This is a genomic window from Massilia sp. DJPM01, assembly GCF_030348125.1.
GTDB classification, from domain to species: Bacteria; Pseudomonadota; Gammaproteobacteria; order Burkholderiales; family Burkholderiaceae_D; genus Telluria_A; species Telluria_A frigida.
This window is the reverse complement of the sequence record NZ_JAQOZV010000011.1, coordinates 1-16,825: the sequence shown is the minus strand read 5'-3', so window position 1 is coordinate 16,825 and position 16,825 is coordinate 1. Positions and strand designations below refer to the sequence as shown.

General features: G+C 64.1%; 14 protein-coding genes. 13 read left to right on the top strand and 1 reads right to left on the bottom strand.

Features of this window, described 5'->3' with window-relative positions; translation table 11 throughout:
* Nucleotides 1–3: 3 nt before the first annotated feature.
* The 11 genes from ispC (at nucleotide 4) to PO883_RS09655 (ending at nucleotide 11,790) form a co-directional block, all read left to right on the top strand.
* Nucleotides 4–1,185, top strand: coding sequence for a 1-deoxy-D-xylulose-5-phosphate reductoisomerase (ispC, locus tag PO883_RS09705; protein WP_289309578.1), 1,182 nt, complete (start codon nucleotides 4–6; stop codon nucleotides 1,183–1,185).
* Nucleotides 1,182–2,576 carry an RIP metalloprotease RseP gene (rseP, locus tag PO883_RS09700; protein WP_289309577.1) on the top strand — a complete coding sequence of 465 codons (1,395 nt, stop codon included), beginning with the start codon at nucleotides 1,182–1,184 and terminating at the stop codon, nucleotides 2,574–2,576. The genes ispC and rseP overlap by 4 nt, the downstream gene beginning before the upstream one ends.
* A gap of 17 nt (nucleotides 2,577–2,593) precedes the next feature.
* Nucleotides 2,594–4,927, top strand: a complete 2,334-nt coding sequence (gene bamA, locus PO883_RS09695) for an outer membrane protein assembly factor BamA (RefSeq protein WP_289309576.1) — start codon at nucleotides 2,594–2,596, stop codon at nucleotides 4,925–4,927.
* Between the two features lie 41 nt (nucleotides 4,928–4,968).
* On the top strand, nucleotides 4,969–5,484 hold the full coding sequence (locus PO883_RS09690) for an OmpH family outer membrane protein (RefSeq protein WP_167086337.1): 516 nt from the start codon (nucleotides 4,969–4,971) through the stop codon (nucleotides 5,482–5,484).
* Nucleotides 5,485–5,514: 30 nt separating this feature from the next.
* Nucleotides 5,515–6,564 (top strand): UDP-3-O-(3-hydroxymyristoyl)glucosamine N-acyltransferase, encoded by a 1,050-nt coding sequence (gene lpxD, locus PO883_RS09685; RefSeq protein ID WP_289309575.1) that lies wholly within the window; start codon nucleotides 5,515–5,517, stop codon nucleotides 6,562–6,564.
* 7 nt (nucleotides 6,565–6,571) lie between these two features.
* Entirely contained in the window at nucleotides 6,572–7,072 is a 501-nt protein-coding gene (gene fabZ / locus PO883_RS09680) for a 3-hydroxyacyl-ACP dehydratase FabZ (protein ID WP_099878183.1), read from the top strand.
* Nucleotides 7,073–7,861 (top strand): acyl-ACP--UDP-N-acetylglucosamine O-acyltransferase, encoded by a 789-nt coding sequence (lpxA, locus tag PO883_RS09675; protein ID WP_289309574.1) that lies wholly within the window; start codon nucleotides 7,073–7,075, stop codon nucleotides 7,859–7,861.
* On the top strand, nucleotides 7,845–9,038 hold the full coding sequence (gene lpxB / locus PO883_RS09670; RefSeq protein WP_373890047.1) for a lipid-A-disaccharide synthase: 1,194 nt from the start codon (nucleotides 7,845–7,847) through the stop codon (nucleotides 9,036–9,038). The genes lpxA and lpxB overlap by 17 nt, the downstream gene beginning before the upstream one ends.
* Nucleotides 9,035–9,721 carry a ribonuclease HII gene (gene rnhB / locus PO883_RS09665; RefSeq protein WP_289309573.1) on the top strand — a complete coding sequence of 229 codons (687 nt, stop codon included), beginning with the start codon at nucleotides 9,035–9,037 and terminating at the stop codon, nucleotides 9,719–9,721. Before lpxB ends, rnhB begins: the two co-directional genes overlap by 4 nt.
* Nucleotides 9,718–10,512, top strand: coding sequence for an RNA methyltransferase (locus PO883_RS09660; protein ID WP_289309572.1), 795 nt, complete (start codon nucleotides 9,718–9,720; stop codon nucleotides 10,510–10,512). The genes rnhB and PO883_RS09660 overlap by 4 nt, the downstream gene beginning before the upstream one ends.
* 75 nt (nucleotides 10,513–10,587) lie before the next feature.
* Nucleotides 10,588–11,790: an EAL domain-containing protein gene (locus tag PO883_RS09655; RefSeq protein WP_289309571.1), complete on the top strand. Its 1,203-nt coding sequence runs from the start codon at nucleotides 10,588–10,590 to the stop codon at nucleotides 11,788–11,790.
* Nucleotides 11,791–11,797: 7 nt separating this feature from the next.
* Here the strand turns inward: PO883_RS09655 and PO883_RS09650 are convergent, their stop codons facing one another.
* Nucleotides 11,798–12,124 carry a hypothetical protein gene (locus PO883_RS09650; protein WP_289309570.1) on the bottom strand — a complete coding sequence of 109 codons (327 nt, stop codon included), beginning with the start codon at nucleotides 12,122–12,124 and terminating at the stop codon, nucleotides 11,798–11,800.
* A 378-nt stretch (nucleotides 12,125–12,502) separates the two neighbouring features.
* On the opposite strand from PO883_RS09650, the gene PO883_RS09645 reads away from it, so the two are divergent.
* On the top strand, nucleotides 12,503–12,979 hold the full coding sequence (locus PO883_RS09645; RefSeq protein WP_289309569.1) for a DcrB-related protein: 477 nt from the start codon (nucleotides 12,503–12,505) through the stop codon (nucleotides 12,977–12,979).
* Nucleotides 12,980–13,039: 60 nt separating this feature from the next.
* Nucleotides 13,040–16,825, top strand: a 3,786-nt coding sequence (locus PO883_RS09640; protein WP_289309568.1) for a PAAR domain-containing protein, incomplete at its 3' end; no start/stop codon positions are given.

Below are 16,825 nucleotides of genomic sequence, written 5' to 3'. Positions count from 1 at the left end.
ACTATGCAACGCATTACCATTCTAGGCGCCACCGGTTCGATCGGCGTGTCCACCCTGGACGTGCTTGCACGCCATCCCGATAAATACCAGGTATATGCGCTCAGCGCGCATGCCAAGGTGGAAGAGCTGGCCGAGCAGTGCGCCCGTTTCCGTCCGGCGCGTGCCGTGGTCGGCAGCGCCGATGCCGCCGCCCGCCTGGGCGTCCTGCTGCGCGAGCGCGGCCTGGGCACCCAGGTCGAGCACGGCGAAGCGGCGCTCTGTTCGATCGCCGCCAGCGGCGATACCGATACCGTGATGGCCGCCATCGTCGGCGCCGCCGGCCTGGCCCCGACCCTGGCCGCGGCCCGTGCCGGCAAGAAGATCTTGCTCGCCAACAAGGAAGCGCTGGTCATGTCCGGCCAGCTGTTCATGGACGCGGTGCATGAGCACGGCGCCACCTTGCTGCCGATCGACAGCGAGCACAATGCGATTTTCCAGTCCTTGCCGCAATCGTATGCGCGCCAGCCCGGCGCGGCCGGCGTGGCCAAGATCCTCCTGACCGCATCCGGCGGCCCGTTTTTGAACCGCGCGGTCGACACGCTCGAACACGTCACCCCGGACGAAGCCTGCAAGCACCCGAACTGGGTCATGGGGCGCAAGATTTCGGTCGACTCGGCCACCATGATGAACAAGGGCCTGGAAGTGATCGAGGCGCACTGGCTGTTCGGCGCGCCGGCCGCGCTGATCGAGGTGGTGATCCATCCGCAAAGCGTGATCCATTCGATGGTGTCCTACGTGGATGGTTCGGTCATCGCCGAACTGGGCAACCCCGACATGCGCACCCCGATCGCCAACGCCCTCGCGTTCCCCGAGCGCATCGAGTCGGGCGTGGCCCAGCTCGACCTGACCAGCATCGGCACCCTGCAATTCCACAAGCCCGATTTGGCGCGCTTTCCCTGCCTGGCGCTGGCCTTCGAGTCGCTTGACGCGGGCGGCACCGCGCCGGCCCTGCTCAATGCGGCCAACGAAGTGGCGGTGCAAGCCTTCCTGGAGCGCCGCATCGGCTTTCGCGACATCGACCGCGTGATCGCGCGCGTCATGCACGAGAACGAACACCACGCGGCGAGCAGCATCGGCGCCGTGATGGAGTGCGATGCGCGCGCCCGCGCCGCCGCCTGCAGCATCGTGGCCGGCCTGGCCAGATGACGTTCCTCACCACCGTCCTGGCGTTCCTGTGTTCGCTGGGACCGCTCATTATCTTTCACGAACTGGGCCACTACACGGTGGCTCGCCTGTGCGGCGTCAAGGTGCTGCGCTTTTCGCTCGGCTTCGGCAAGGTCATCTGGTCGCGCCGTTTCGGCGCCGACCAGACCGAGTGGGTCATTTCCATGCTGCCGCTGGGCGGCTACGTACGCATGCTCGATGACCGCGACCCCGACACCCGCGCCACCAGCGAAGCCGACCAGGCCCGCGAATACACGCGCAAGAACGTGTGGCAGCGGATCGCCATCGTCGGCGCCGGTCCGCTCGCCAACTTCCTGCTGGCCATCGCCGTGTTCGGTGGCCTGTACATGGTCGGTATGGACGAGATCGGTACCCGGGTGCGCGCCATGGCCGAGACCACGCCCGCCTTCCAGGCCGGCTTGCGCGGCGGCGACCGCATCGTCGGCGTCAATGGCGTGCCGGTCACCACCTTTTCCGAACTGCGCTGGGAAGTCCTGAAGGCCGTGCTCGACAAGGGCGGCGTGCGCCTCGACGCGAGCGGGCCGGGCGGAGCGCGCTACAGCGCCACCCTGGCGTCGGCGGCCCTGGCCGGCAAGGATCTCGAACACGACTTGCTCGGCGAGCTAGGCATTTCCATGTTCCGCGCCCCGGTGTCCATCGGCAAGATTCCCGATGCCAGCGGTCCGGCCGGCCGGGCCGGGATGCGCCCGGGCGACCGCGTGCTCAGCGTCGACGGCAAGCCCTTGCCGGACGGCGCCGCGCTGATGGCCCTGATTGCCCAATCCTGCGGACGCACGCTGGAATTCGGGATCGAACGCGATGGCCGTCCCCTGGTCCTGGCGCTCACGCCGGAATTGAATAAAGATACTAATCGCTACCGTATCAATGCCGAATTGCTGTCCTTGTTCGAGATGGTCAAGGTCACGCTCGGCCCGCTCGACGCCGTGGTGGCCGGTGCCAACATGACCTGGCAGCAAAGCGTGATGAGCCTGAAAATGATCGGCAAGATGGTCACCGGGCAGGTGTCGCTCGCCAATCTGACCGGCGTGGTCACGATTGCCGACTACGCCGGCAAGACCGCGCGCATGGGGCCGATTGAATTCTTGAGCTTTATTGCCGTCGTCAGCGTCAGTCTTGGGGTGATGAATCTGTTACCAATTCCGGTTCTGGACGGTGGTCTTTTGCTGTATTATTCGCTGGAAGTTTTGACCGGGCGCCGCCTGCCGGACCGGATTGTCGAGCTGGCGCAGCGCGCCGGCATCGTGTTTTTGGTGATGCTGATGGCGCTGGCGCTCTTCAATGATACGATGCGCCTGCTGCGACCGGCGCCCACGCCTCCCGCGAATACATATGTACGTTGTCCAAACGATTGACCCATTGAATAACCCCAATGAAATTAAATTCTGAACGTATTGCCTTGCCTTTCTTTCGTCGCAGCTTGATTTGCGCTGCCGTCCTGGCGATGTGCGCCGGACAAGCCCTTGCAGTGAACCCGTTCGTGGTCAAGGATATCCGGGTCGAGGGCATCCAGCGTACCGAAGCCGGTACCGTGTTCAGCTACCTGCCGGTGCGCGTGGGCGAAACGTTCAACGATGAAAAGAGTATCGCCGCCATCAAGGCGCTGTACGCGACCGGCTTCTTCAAGGACGTGCGCCTGGAAGAAGAAAAGGGCGTGCTGGTCGTGCTGGTCGAGGAACGCCCGGCGATCGCCACCGTGGACTTCACCGGCACCAAGGAATTCGAGAAGGACGTGCTGGTCAAGGCGCTCAAGGAAATCGGCGTCGGCGAGACCAAGATCTTCGACAAGGCGTCGGTTGACCGCGCCGAGCAGGAGCTCAAGCGCCAGTACCTGTCGCACGGCCTGTACGGCGTCAAGATCACCACCACCGTCACGCCAATCGAACGCAATCGCGTCACCGTCATGTTCAACGTGGACGAGGGCGAGGTCGCGCGCATCAAGCAGATCAGCATCGTCGGCAACAAGACCTTCTCGGACAAGGAACTGCGCGAAGTCCTGCAGCTCGGCACCTCCGGCTGGTTCACCTGGTACACCAAGGCCGACCAGTATTCCAAGACCAAGCTGACCGGCGACATCGAGTCGATCAAGTCGTTCTACCTGAACCGCGGCTACCTGGAAGCGAACATCGAATCGACCCAGGTCTCGATCACGCCCGACAAAAAAGATATTTACCTGACGATCAACATCACCGAAGGCGAGAAGTACACCGTCTCCGGCATCAAGCTCGAAGGCGAAATGTTCGGGCGCGAGGAAGAGCTCAAGGAACTGGTGCGCCTGCGCGTGGGCCAGACCTATTCGGGCGAGCTGCTCACGGCCAGTAACAAGCTCATTTCGGACCGCATGGGCACCTTCGGCTATGCCTTCGCCAACGTCAATGCGAACCCTGAAATCGACCGCGAAAAGCGCGAAGTCGCGTTCACCTTTTTTGTGGATCCGGGCAAGCGCGCCTACGTGCGTCGCATGAACATCGCCGGCAACACCACCACCCGCGACGAAGTCATTCGGCGCGAGTTCCGCCAGTTCGAGGGCTCCTGGTACGACGGCAACAAGATCAAGATGTCGCGCGACCGCGTCGACCGCCTTGGCTACTTCAAGGACGTGACCATCGACACGCCGGAAGCGCAGGGCACCTCCGACCAGGTGGACGTGAACCTGACCGTGGTCGAAAAACCGACCGGTAACTTCCTGATCGGCGGCTCGTTCTCGCAGGCGGAAAAATTCACCTTCACGGCCTCGATCCAGCAAGCCAACTTTGCCGGCAGCGGCAACACGGTCGGCATCGACCTGAACACCAGCGATTACAGCCGCACGATCGCCTTCTCGCACACCAATCCATACTTCACCGAAGACGGCGTGTCGCAGCAGTTCGAGCTGTACCTGCGCACCCTGAATCCGCCGGCATTGAACCAAGGTACCTACAAGGTCAAGCAGACCGGTGGCCGCGTCAGCTACGGCGTGCCGTTCTCCGAAACCGATACCGTGTACTTCGGCGTGGGCGTGGAACGCACCACCATCGAAACCGATGTCACCAGCCCGGTCCGCTACAAGGAGTATGTACGCCAGATCACCAAGATCGACACCGGCATCGGCAGCGCCACCACCAACGCCTTGCCGTTCACGGCCGCCTGGCAGCGCGACAGCCGCGACAGCGCCATCACGCCATCGTCGGGCCGCTACCAGCGCGTCAACCTCGAACTCGATGTGGTCGGCGACACCAAATACTACCGCGCGGTGTACAACCAGGAATGGTACCGTCCGCTCACCAACAAGATCACCCTGGCGCTGCGCGGCGAACTCGATTACGGCCAGGGCATCAGGAAAAGCCCGTATCCGGTCTTCAAGAACTTCTACGGCGGCGGCATCGGTTCCGTGCGCGGCTACCTGAGCTCCTCGCTCGGCGTGGTCGACCGCAACGGCGACGCTGTCGGCGGCGCCAAGCGCCTGATCGGCAATGCCGAATTGCAGATGCCATTCCCGGGCAGCGGCGCCGACCGCAGCCTGCGCTGGTTCGGCTTTGCCGACGCCGGCCAGGTCTACAGCGAAGACCAGAAAATGCGTTTGAACGAGCTGCGTTACTCGGCTGGCCTGGGCGTGAGCTGGATTTCGCCGGTCGGTCCGCTCAAGTTGAGTTATGCTAAGCCTTTGAACGCGAAACCTGGCGATCGCCTGGAACGCTTCCAGTTCCAGATGGGTACCGGTTTCTGATCGCACCACGCGAGCGTTTCCATTTTAGATTGCGGAGAACTATGTTGAACACTGTGACTGCCTCCTGGCCCAAGCACATCGCCTTGCTGGCGTTGTGCGCATGCTCGCTGGCCCAGGCGCAAAATGCGCCGAGCAGGATTGGCTTTGTTTTCACCGAACGCCTGATGACCGAATCGAAACTGGCCAAGGCCGCCGACGCCAAGATCGAAGCCGAGTTCTCGAAGCGCCAGAAGGCCATCCAGGACACGGTAGCGCGCTTCAAGTCGATGGAAGCGAAGTTCGAGACCGACGCGCCCAACCTGCCCGAACTCGAACGCACCCGGCGCGCGCGCGAACTGCTCGACCTCGAAAAAGACGTGCAGCGCACCCAGCGTGAATTCCGCGAAGACCTGATCCAGCGCAAGAGCGAAGAGCGCGGCAATATCGCGCAAAAGGCGGGCAAGCTGATCGAACAGATCGCCGAGCAGGAAAAGCTCGATATCGTCTTGCAGGAATCGGCCTGGACCAGCCCGCGCATCGATATCACGGACAAGATCCTCAAGCTGCTCGACAAGTAAAATCACACCAACTCAAGACAGGAATCAAAGATGGGCACTCGACTAGGTGAATTGGTCGAACGCTTGGGAGGACAGCTGATTGGCGACCCGAATACCGAGGTATCCGGGGTCGCGCCATTGGCTGACGCAGGCGTTTCGCACATCAGTTATCTCAGCAACAGCAAACTGCGGGCCCAGGCCGCGCAGAGCGGCGCGGCGGCCATGATTGTGTCAAGCGCCGACGACGAGATCGTCGGCGCCACCTACCAGGGCGCGCGCATCGTCGCCAAGAACCCGCACGTCTACTTCGCTTACGCCGCCCAGTATTTCGCCTCGCTCGATCCGTTCGTGGCACCGGCCGGCATCGACCCGAGCGCCAGCGTCGCGCCGAGCGCGAAAGTGGACCCGAGCGCGCATATCGGCCCGCAGGTGACCGTCGAAGCGGGCGCCGTGATCGGCGCGAACGCCATCATCGACGCCGGCAGCTTTGTCGGACGCGACGCCGTCATCGGCGAAGGCACGCACCTGTTCGCGAACGCCACCTTCCATGCGCGCTGCCAGATCGGCAAGCGCGGCATCATCCATTCGGGCGCCGTGATCGGCACCGACGGATTCGGCTTCGCCAACGAGGGCGGCGTGTACGTCAAGATTCCGCAGACCGGACGCGTGATCATCGGCGACGACGTCGACATCGGCGCCAACACCACGGTCGACCGTGGCGCCATGGCCGACACCATCATCGAAGACGGCGTCAAGCTCGATAACCTGATCCAGATCGGGCATAACTGCCATATCGGCGCGCACACCGCCATGGCCGGCTGCGTCGGCGTGGCCGGCAGCGCCACCATCGGCAAATACTGCACCTTCGGGGGCGCCGCCATGGTCTCGGGCCACATCACCATCGTCGACAAGGTGTACGTCACCGCCGGCAGCCTGGTGGCCAACTCGATCAAGGAAGCGGGCCAGTACACGGGCTTTTACCCGATCGCCAAGAACAGCGACTGGGAAAAGAACGCCGTCCTGCTGCGCAACCTGACGTCGATGCGCGAAAAAATCCGCGCGCTCGAAAAAGCCGTCAAGGCACTCACAGAACAAAAATAGAAGACATATGACCATTACCGACAACAAGGGCGTACCCGGCAAGACCCTCGACATCTGCCAGATCAAGGAATACCTGCCGCACCGCTATCCGATGCTGCTGGTCGACCGCGTGCTGGACTGGGAAGCGCACAAATCGATCAGCGCGATCAAGAACGTCACCGCCAACGAGGAATTCTTCAACGGCCACTTCCCGCACAAGCCGGTCATGCCGGGCGTGCTGATGATCGAAGCGATGGCCCAGACCGCGGCGATCTTGTCGTTCATGTCGATCGGCGTGAAACCGGACGCCAATTCGGTGGTCTATTTCGTCGGCATCGACAACGCGCGCTTCAAGCGTCCGGTCGGTCCCGGCGACCAGCTGCGCATGGATATTGAGATCGTGCGCTGCTCGCGCGGCATCTGGAAGTACAAGGCCGTCGGCAGCGTCGATGGCGCCATCGCCCTCGAAGCGGACCTGATGTGCACCATCCGCAGCGCGAGCGACGCGAGCCAGCCGATGGGGAACTAAATGGCCACGATTCATCCCAGCGCCATCGTCGACCCGCGCGCGCAGCTAGACAGCAGCGTCGAAGTCGGCGCCTTTTCGATCATCGGCCCGCACGTGTCGATCGACGCCGGCACGGTGGTCGGTCCGCATGTGGTCATCGAAGGCCACACCACGATCGGCAAGGACAACAAGTTCTTCCAGTTTTCCTCGATCGGCGCGCCGCCGCAAGACAAGAAATGGGATGGCGAGCCGACCCGCCTGGAAGTGGGCGACCGCAACACGGTGCGCGAATTTTGCACCTTCAACACCGGCACCGTGCAGGATGAAGGCGTCACCCGCCTGGGCAACGACAACTGGATCTCGGCCTACTGCCACCTGGCGCACGACTGCCAGGTTGGCAGCAACACGATTTTCTCGAACAATGCCCAGCTGGCCGGGCACGTGGAAGTGGGCGACTGGGCGATCCTGTCCGGCTTCGCCGGCGTGCACCAGTTCTGCAAGATCGGCGCGCATGCCTTCATCGGCATGTACACCAGCCTCACGCAAGACGTGCCGCCGTTCGTGCTGGTGTCGGGCAATCCGGCGTCGGCCCATGGCGTCAACATCGAAGGCATGAAGCGGCGCGGCTTCACCCGGCCGCAGATCGACGGCGTGCGCGCGGCCTACAAGCTGATTTACCGCTCCGGCATGACGCTGGAAGCGGCCAAGGCGGCCCTGGTCGACCAGCAGCACGAGTCGCCCGATGCGGCTGCCGATATCGGCGCCATGCTCACTTTCCTGGGCAGCGCGTCCCGTGGCATTGTCCGCTGATTCAGGGCGCGGCGCGCCGGCTGGCGCATCCGTAGCCCTGGTGGCGGGCGAGGTCTCCGGCGACATGCTCGCCGCGCGCCTGCTGGCCGGCCTCGCGCCCCATCTTCCCGGCGCGCGCTTGCACGGCATTGGCGGGCCGCGCATGGCCGAACAGGGTTTTGTGTCGGACATCGAGATGGACCGCCTGACCGTGCGCGGCCTGTTCGAGATCATTCCGCGCTACCGCGAAATCAAGGGCATCCAGAACGCGCTGCGCGACCGCCTGCTGGCCGAGCGTCCGGACGTGTTCATCGGCGCCGACTACCCGGGCTTCAATCTTGGACTGGAACTCCAGCTGAAAGAAGCCGGGATTCCGACCGTACACTTCGTCAGCCCGCAGATCTGGGCCTGGCGCGGTGGCCGCATCAAGAAGATCATCAAGGCCGTCTCGCACATGCTGGTGATCTTCCCGTTCGAGGAAGAGATCTACCGCAAGGCTGGCGTGCCGTGCACCTATATCGGCCATCCGCTGGCCGAACTGATACCCATGGAGCCGGACGTGGCGGCGGCGCGCAGCGCGCTTGGCATGCCGCAGGACGCGCGCGTGATCGCGCTGATGCCGGGCAGTCGCATGGGCGAACTCAAATACCTGGCCGAGCCCTTTGTCGGCGCGGTCAAGCTGCTGGCCGCGCGCGACCCGGACCTGCGCTTTGTCGCGCCCATGGCGGGCGAACGCCAGCGCCAGTATTTCACCGAGCTGATCGCCAAGGCCGGCTTGCAGGACGTGCGCATCGACCTGCTCGACGGCCGCTCGCACGAGGCCATTGCCGCCGCCGACGCGGTGCTGGTGGCGTCCGGCACGGCGACCCTGGAAGTGGCGCTGTTCAAAAAGCCGATGGTGATTGCCTATAAAGTCATGCGCGCCTCCTACGAGATCATGCGCCACATGGGTTACCAGCCCTGGATCGGGCTGCCGAACATCCTGGCGCGCGAATTCCTGGTGCCGGAACTGCTGCAGCACGACGTCACCCCGCAAAAACTGGCCGACGCCATGTGGGAACAACTTAACAACGTGGCCAACCGCAAACTGCTGGTGCAGCGCTTCACCGACATGCACCACAGCCTGCTGCGCAACAGCGCGCAGGAAAGCGCGGCCGCCGTCATGCGCGTCATCGCGGCGTCAAAAAAGTCATCATGAGAACCAAAAAAGTCAATTTCTACCCGGGGCTGAAAAAGAACGCCTATCCGTTCACGCCCGAGGATATCGTGTGCGGCGTCGACGAAGCGGGGCGCGGGCCACTGGCCGGCCCGGTGTTCGCGGCCGCCGTGATCCTGCACCCGGACCGCCCCATCGAGGGCTTGCGCGACTCCAAGAAGCTCACTGCCGAGCGGCGCGAAGCACTGGCCCCGCAGATCAAGCAATACGCGCTGGCCTGGGCGATTGCCGAGTGCTCGCACGAGGAAATCGACAGCATCAACATCTTGCAGGCCACCATGCTGGCCATGCGGCGCGCGGTGGAAGCGCTGTCGACCATCCCGACCATCGCCCTGATCGACGGCAACCGCAGCCCCGTGATGCAGATCCGCTGCCACCCGATCATCGAAGGCGACGACAAGGTGCACGCCATTTCGGCGGCATCGATCCTGGCCAAGACCGCGCGCGATGCCGCCCTGGTGACGCTGCACGAACTCTATCCGCAGTACGGCTTCGACCAGCACAAGGGCTACGGCACCGCCATGCACCTGGAGCGGTTGCGCGAGCACGGCGCCTGCCCGGTGCACCGGCGCTCGTTCGCGCCGGTGCGCGCCACCTTGCCGGTCTCGGTGGCCAACACCATCGTCGGCATGGACATGTCGTTCGACTTCGGCGAGGCCGCATGAAAACCATCACCTCGCGCGACAATCCGCTCTATAAAGACCTCAAGCATCTCGCCGGCAGTTCGCAGGCGCGGCGCAAGGCCGGCCAGACCCTGCTCGACGGCGTGCACCTGTGCCAGTCGTACCTGGCGCTGCGCGGCGCGCCGCTGCACTGCATCGTCTCCGAAGGCGCGCTGGCCAACCCCGAAGTGGCCGATATCGTGATGCAGTGCGAGGCGCCGCACGCGCGTGCCCATGTCAGCGCCATGCCGGACGCGCTGTACAACGCCCTGAGCCAGGTCGAACACGGCGTCGGCTTGATGTTCCTGATCGCCACGCCGGTGCTGGACGCGCCGGGCGTGCTCACCGCCTCGGCGGTCCTGCTGGACAACCTGCAAGACCCGGGCAACGTCGGTTCGATCCTGCGCAGCGCGGCGGCGGCCGGCATCACCCAGGTCTATTGCAGCGGCGGCACGGCCTTTTGCTGGTCGCCCAAGGTGCTGCGCGCGGCCATGGGGGCGCACTTCGTGGTCGACATCCACGAAAACGTCGACCTGGCCGAACTGGTCAAGGCGGCCGCCATTCCCGTGCTGGCCACCAGCGGCTACGCCACCGACCGCCTGTACGATGTCGACCTGGCACGCCCGGTGGCCTGGCTGCTCGGGCACGAAGGGCAGGGCGTGGCGCACGACTTGCTGGCGTTGGCAACTCATCAAGTCGTGATCCCGCACCTGGGCCAGATCGAGTCGCTCAATGTGGCGGCGTGTGCAGCTGTCTGTTTTTTTGAACAGTTGAGGCAGATTCAATCAAAGTAAGACGAAACAGTTTCTTGACAGCATAGACGACGCTGGGTTCTCGGGGTAAGGTCAATACCAGAACTTAGCGGAGGTATGATGGACATCGCCCACTTGCACTTTCTTGTCGCCGACGCCGACGCGGCCCAGCGCCAGATCCTGATCGACATGCTCGGCCGCCTCGGCGCCACCCGCATCAGCGCCGCGCCGGACGGCGAAACCGCGCTGCGCAGCATCGAAGCGCCGGCCGGCCCGCCGATCGACATTGCGATCATCGACCTGGGCCTGTCCGGGCGCGACGGACTCGAACTGATACGCGACATCACCGTGCTCAATGCCGGCACGCGCGCCATCATTACCGGCAGCTGCCATGCCAGCCTGCTGTTTTCGGTCGAAAGCCTGGCGCTGGCGTATGGCCTCGACCTGCTCGGCACCATCCCCAAGCCGCTCACCAGCGGCCACCTCGAAGCGGTGCTGTCGCACTACACGCCCCCGGCCGCGCCGGTGCTGGAGCGCCGCGTGCTGCCGCGCTTCAGCTTTGCCGAAGTGGGCGAGGGGCTGCAGGCGCGCCAGTTCGAGCCGTTTTTCCAGCCCAAGATCGAACTGGCCAGCGGCGAGGTGAAAGGACTGGAAGTGTTCGCGCGCTGGCGCCACCCGGAGCACGGCGTGCTGGGGCCGGCGGCCTTTATCGACGCGCTGGAACAGAACCAGCGCATCGATTTTCTCGACTGGACCATGATCGAGCGCGCGTCCGAGCAATGCCGCGCTTTCCTGGACAAGGGATTGCCGGCCGCGATATCGCTCAACCTGTCGGCCGAAACGATCGGCCACCCCGATTTCCTGCGCCAGGTCAAAGTGTGCACCGACCGCCACGGCATCGCGCCATCGCTGCTCACCTTCGAGCTGCCCGAATCGGCGGTGCTGAGCAACGACCCGAGCTTCCTGGAGCGGCTGCTGCGCCTGCGCATGATGGGCTACGGCCTGGCGGTGGACGATTACGGGACGGGGCGCTCGAATGTGCAGCAGCTGGCGCGGGTGCCGTTTTCGGAATTGAAGATCGACCGCAGTTTTGTCGATGGCGCTTCGCGCAAGCGTTCGCTGGCCACGGTGCTCAGTTCCTGCCTGGGACTGGCGCGCAGCCTGGACCGCAAATCCTGCGCGGTGGGGGTCGAAACGCGCCAGGACTGGGACTTTTTGCAGGGCCTGGGCTGCACGTATGCGCAGGGCCATCACATTGCGAGGCCGATGGAGGCGGAACGCTTCCCGGACTGGCTGGCGGACTGGCGCCAGTTTTTCTAAAGTGTGCTCAGCGGGCGCGCCTGCGCACCGCCAAGGTGTGGGCCAGCCATAACAGCGCGGCGGGAAACAGCGGCACCAGGATGCAGGCGAGCATGCCTGCGGCGAAGCCGCCGTCCATGTAGTTGATCCTCGCAGCAAAGCCGGAGACGACGGCGAGGTAGGCGAGCCCGTTGAGGAGCACGATGATGCCCGCGCCCAGCCAACGGTTTCCCTTGCCGGCCACGGCAAGGAAGATGGCGGGGCCAATCGCCGACCCGAGCAGGAAATAGATCGCCGGTCCGAAGCGGATATGCAGGAAGAACACGCCGACCATCATCGACACCATTGTGCTCACGTGTACGTACCAGGGCAAGTAGCGGGGGCTGTCCGGCGCGCTGGCGGTGGGGATTTGGGCGTACGGATTCATCGTGTTATTGGCTAGTTACCGGCGCATGGGCCGGGATATCCAGCGGGTCGCTGATCTTCTGTGGAAAACCAATCGCCGCGTTTTGGAGAAAGTTTTTCAATGATAACATTAATTATCAAGATGATCATAAAAATGAGGCCAGCTGCGTGAGGTTTTTGCGTGGTGAGACAGGATTAACATATTGATATCAATTTGCTTCAAGGGTTATAATACATAACCTTTTGAAAATATTGCCAAGCTTGCCGGCCGAATGCAGCGCCGATCCGATTTTCATCCCCTCCGATTCCATCAACCAGAGTCACTGCAATGAGCCAATTCAATCTCGACGAAGCGAGCTTCGATCTGCACCCTGATTTGAAAGACCGCACCGTCAATCAATTCATCATCAACGACAACGGACCGAGCGATTTCTCGTTCGTCATCTCGCGCGCCGAAGACTTCACCGAAACCACGGTCGACGCCTTCGCCCTGCGCCTTGCGAGCGAGCTGCGCAAAGCGTTGCCGAAATTTGAACTGCTCGCCAAGCGCGACCTGGTCGTGGACGGCTCGGCAGCAGTGGAATTGCACTACACCTGGCGCAATGGCGATAGCGAGCTGCACCAGCGCCAGGTAGCCGTCTTTGTCCAGGCCGCCAGCGCGGACCGCAGCAAGGCCTTGCTGCTGACCGGCACCAGCCATGGCGCTTTCAAGGAGGAGTGGAATACCGCGTTCGAGACCATGCTCGGCAGCATGCACCTGCACGCGCCGGTGCCGGCCGCAGCCCAAGCTGCCCAGGAGTCCTGATTAGGCGCGGCGGCCCGACGTGTAGACGATCCCATCGCGCATAGCCATGCGATAGGCGGTTTGATCACCGGCCTGGTGATCGGCGCGCTGGCCGGCGCCTTCATCATTGGCACCGGTGGCCTGGGGCTGGTGGCGGTGGCCGCGGCGGTGGGGGTCACGGCCGGTGCCGCCGGCATCGGGGAAGTGGTCGGTTCGATGAATGTGACGGACAAGATCTTTGGCGTCAACCTGACCGGGGTGGTCAAGACCGGCTCGGCGAACGTCTTTGCGAATGGCAAGGAGGCCGCGCGAGCCCACCTCTCCACGGCCCTGTGCGCCACCCATGGACCGGCGCCCCAGCTGGTCGTGCAAGGCTCGTCCACGGTATTCGTCAACAGCCAGCCCTTTGCCCGCGTCGGCGACATGATCAGTTGCAGCGCGAAGATCCATGCAGGCTCGCCCAACGTCTTCGTCGGCGGCGCGACGGCCACCACCGATCGCGACCTGATCACGCCGGAAGTGCCGGGCTGGGTGCACACGACCCTGCTGGTGGCGGGACTGGCCAGCGCCACAGTGCTGGCCGGCCCCCTGGTCGCCGTCGGCGGATTGGTGCTCGGCATGGCGGGCGGCAAGGGCGGTGAATATGTGGGCGGACTGATGTTCGGCGAAGGGTCGGACGGCCAGAAAGCCATGATGCTGGGAGGCAGCCTGCTGGGAGGCATGGCCGGCGCCAAGGGCGGCGCATGGCTCGGCAACAAGTACATTCCCACTCCCACTACGCCAGCCATGGCCTTCGTCAAGGGCGGGGTACCCGGCGTCGCCAAATTCAACCCCGCCAATGAGCGTCCCAACGGGACGAAATGCAAGTGCGGCGATCCGATCGACGTCATCACGGGCGACGTCATCCTGGAACAAACCGACTTTGCCCTGGCGGGCGCCTTGCCCATCGTGCTGCGGCGTGTGCACACCTCCGGCAATCCGAGCGGCACGGTATTCGGCAAGGCCTGGGCCAGCACCTGGGGGCAATGGATCGAAGTGAAGGGCGACGCGGAGCTGGTTTTCCATGCCGAGGATGGCGCATCGATGCGTTTCGACATGCCGGAGCCCGGCGCCAGCGTCACCCATGGCGTGTATCAGGCGTACAGCGTGAGCCGGCTCGACGGCCACTTCCTGATCGCACAACGGCATCAGCCCACCTTGCGCTTCGAGCAGCGCGATGCGACCCACTGGCATTTGTCGGCCATCACGGACCGCAACGCCAACCGGATTGCGCTGGTCTACAACGGCGCGGTGCTGGCCGAGGTGCGCCACAGCGGCGGCACGCGGCTCAAGGTCGAGGCGAGCGAACACGCCATCACCCGCATCAGTTTGCTGCATGCGGATGGCGGGCAGACCACGCTGGCCAGCTACACCTATCACGCTGACGGCGAGCTGTCGGCCATCGTCAACAGCAGCGGCTTGCCGCTGACATACACCTATGACGGCGCCCATCGCCTGACCTGGTGGCAGGACCGCAATGGCGTGTGGATCGGCTACCGCTACGACGCCAGCGGGCGCTGCGTACAAACCAGCGGCGGTGGCGGCGGCCATATGACCGGCGGCTTCGTCTACGACGATGCGCGCAAGGTCAACACCTACACCGATTCGCTGGGGCACGCCACCGAATACCACTACAACGACGCCTGGCAGGTCATCAAGGAAGTCGATGCCCGCGGCGGTGTCAGCCAGTTCGACTTCGACGCCAATTGCAATCAGGTCGCCGCCTTCACGCCGGGCGGGGCGGTACTGCGCTGGGCCTACGATGCGCGTGGCAACATGGTCGGCCACATCGATGCGTTGAGCAAGGAAACCGTCGTCGCCTACAACCAGCTCGACCTGCCGGTGGCCGTGACCTCGCCCGACGGCAAGCGCGTCGAACGCGGCTACGACGAACGTGGCAACCTGGCCCGGGTAGGCGACAGCGGCGCGTGGACGTGCTTCGAGCATGACGCGCAGGGCAATGTGCTGCGCGTCGTCAATCCGGTCGGAGCGCAGGCCGCCTTCGCGCACGATGAGCGCGGACTGTTGACCAGTGCCACCGATTGGCTGGGCAACCCGACCCGGATCACGCGCGACGCCTTCGGCCGCGTCAGCGCGCGCACCGACCCGCAGCAACATACCAGCCATTACGTCTACAACGTCGAAGGCTTGCCGCTGGAGATCACCTTGCCGGGTGGCAGCCGCCACCTTGCCAAGTATGATCCCGAAGGCAATTGCATCGCACGCACCGATGCGCTGGGCAACGTGACGCGCCACGCCTATGGCGCTTTCGACAGGCTGACCCAGACGACCGAGGCCAACGGCGCGGTCACGCGCTACGAATACGATACCGAGCTGCGCCTGAGCGCCGTCGTCAATCCCATGGGCGAGCGCTGGACCTATCTCAGGAACGCCACCGGGCAAGTCATCGCGGAAACCGATTTCGCCGGCCGCACCGTTCAATACGAGGTCGACGCCGACGGTCTGGTGATCGGGAAACGCACGCCGTCGGGCCAGCACACGCGCTACCTGCGCAATCACGCGGGCCAGCTGCTCGAGCAGGTCGCCAGCGAGGGCAGCACCCGCTATGGCTACGATGCACTGGGCCGCTTGAATAGCGCCGTCAACGCCGACAGCGACATCCGCTTCGAGCGCGATGCGCAGGGCCGCGTGGTCAGGGAAACCCAGAATGGCCGCAGCATCCTCAGCGGCTACGACCTGATGGGCCGGCGCACCGAGCGCAGTAGTTCTGGCGGGCACAGCAGCGTGTGGGAATTCGACGCCAACAGCGTGCCGCTCGAACTGACGCTGCCCGACGCGCAGATGTTCAGCTTTCTTTACGACAGTGGCGGCCGTGAAACAGGGCGTCAATTGCCGGGCGGCGCGCGCATCGAGCAGGAATACGACCCGCTCAACCGCCTGACCCGCCAATGGACCGGCGTCGCGGCGGACAAGGGATGGCAGGCGCGCACGCTGCAGGAACGCGCGGTCAATTACGACGGCAACGGCAATCCGCGCAAGCTGGGCGAGCGCAGCGCCGGCGTGGTCGACATCGGCTACGACAGCGTCGGCCGGGTGACGCAAGCGAGCCGCGGCAATGGCGGCGAGCAATACGCCTACGATCTGGCAGGCAACCTGATCGATGCAATCAAGCAGAAGGCGCTGCTCGACACCGACGACGGCAACGCCGATACGCGGGGACAACGCATCCACCAGCGCGGCAAGCTCATGCAAGCTGGCAAGGTCAAGTATGAGTACGACCCGGAAGGGCGCGTCACGACGCGTATCGAAGGCAAGCGCTGGGGCCGGCAACAGCACTGGCACTATGTCTGGAACAGCGAGAACCGCCTCAAGCGTGTCATTACGCCCGATGGCGATGCCTGGGAGTATACCTACGATGCCCTGGGCCGCAGGCTGACCAAAAAGCAGGTGCCGAGTGATCGCGCTGCGCGCTTTACGGAAGTGGAATACCTGTGGGATGGCCACACGGTCGCGGAGGAAAGGCGTTTTCGGCGTAAGCCGGACGGCAAGGGCGGATCGGACCTCGTCGAAGAGATCTGCGCCACCTGGGATTACGAGCCGGACAGTTTCAGGCCGCTCGCCAAGACCGAGACGATGCGGCGCAAGGGCAAGGAAACCAGCAAGACGTATGCGGTGGTTCTCGACCATATCGGAACGCCCAAGGAACTGATCGACGCCGACGGCGGCATCGCGTGGCAGGCGAAGAGCAATTTGTGGGGCGAGATCGAGGAAACGACGGTCAGCCAGACCGACTGTCCGATCCGCTTCCAGGGGCAGTATTACGACGCCGAGTCGAAGCTGGCGTACAACTGGCATCGCTATTATGAT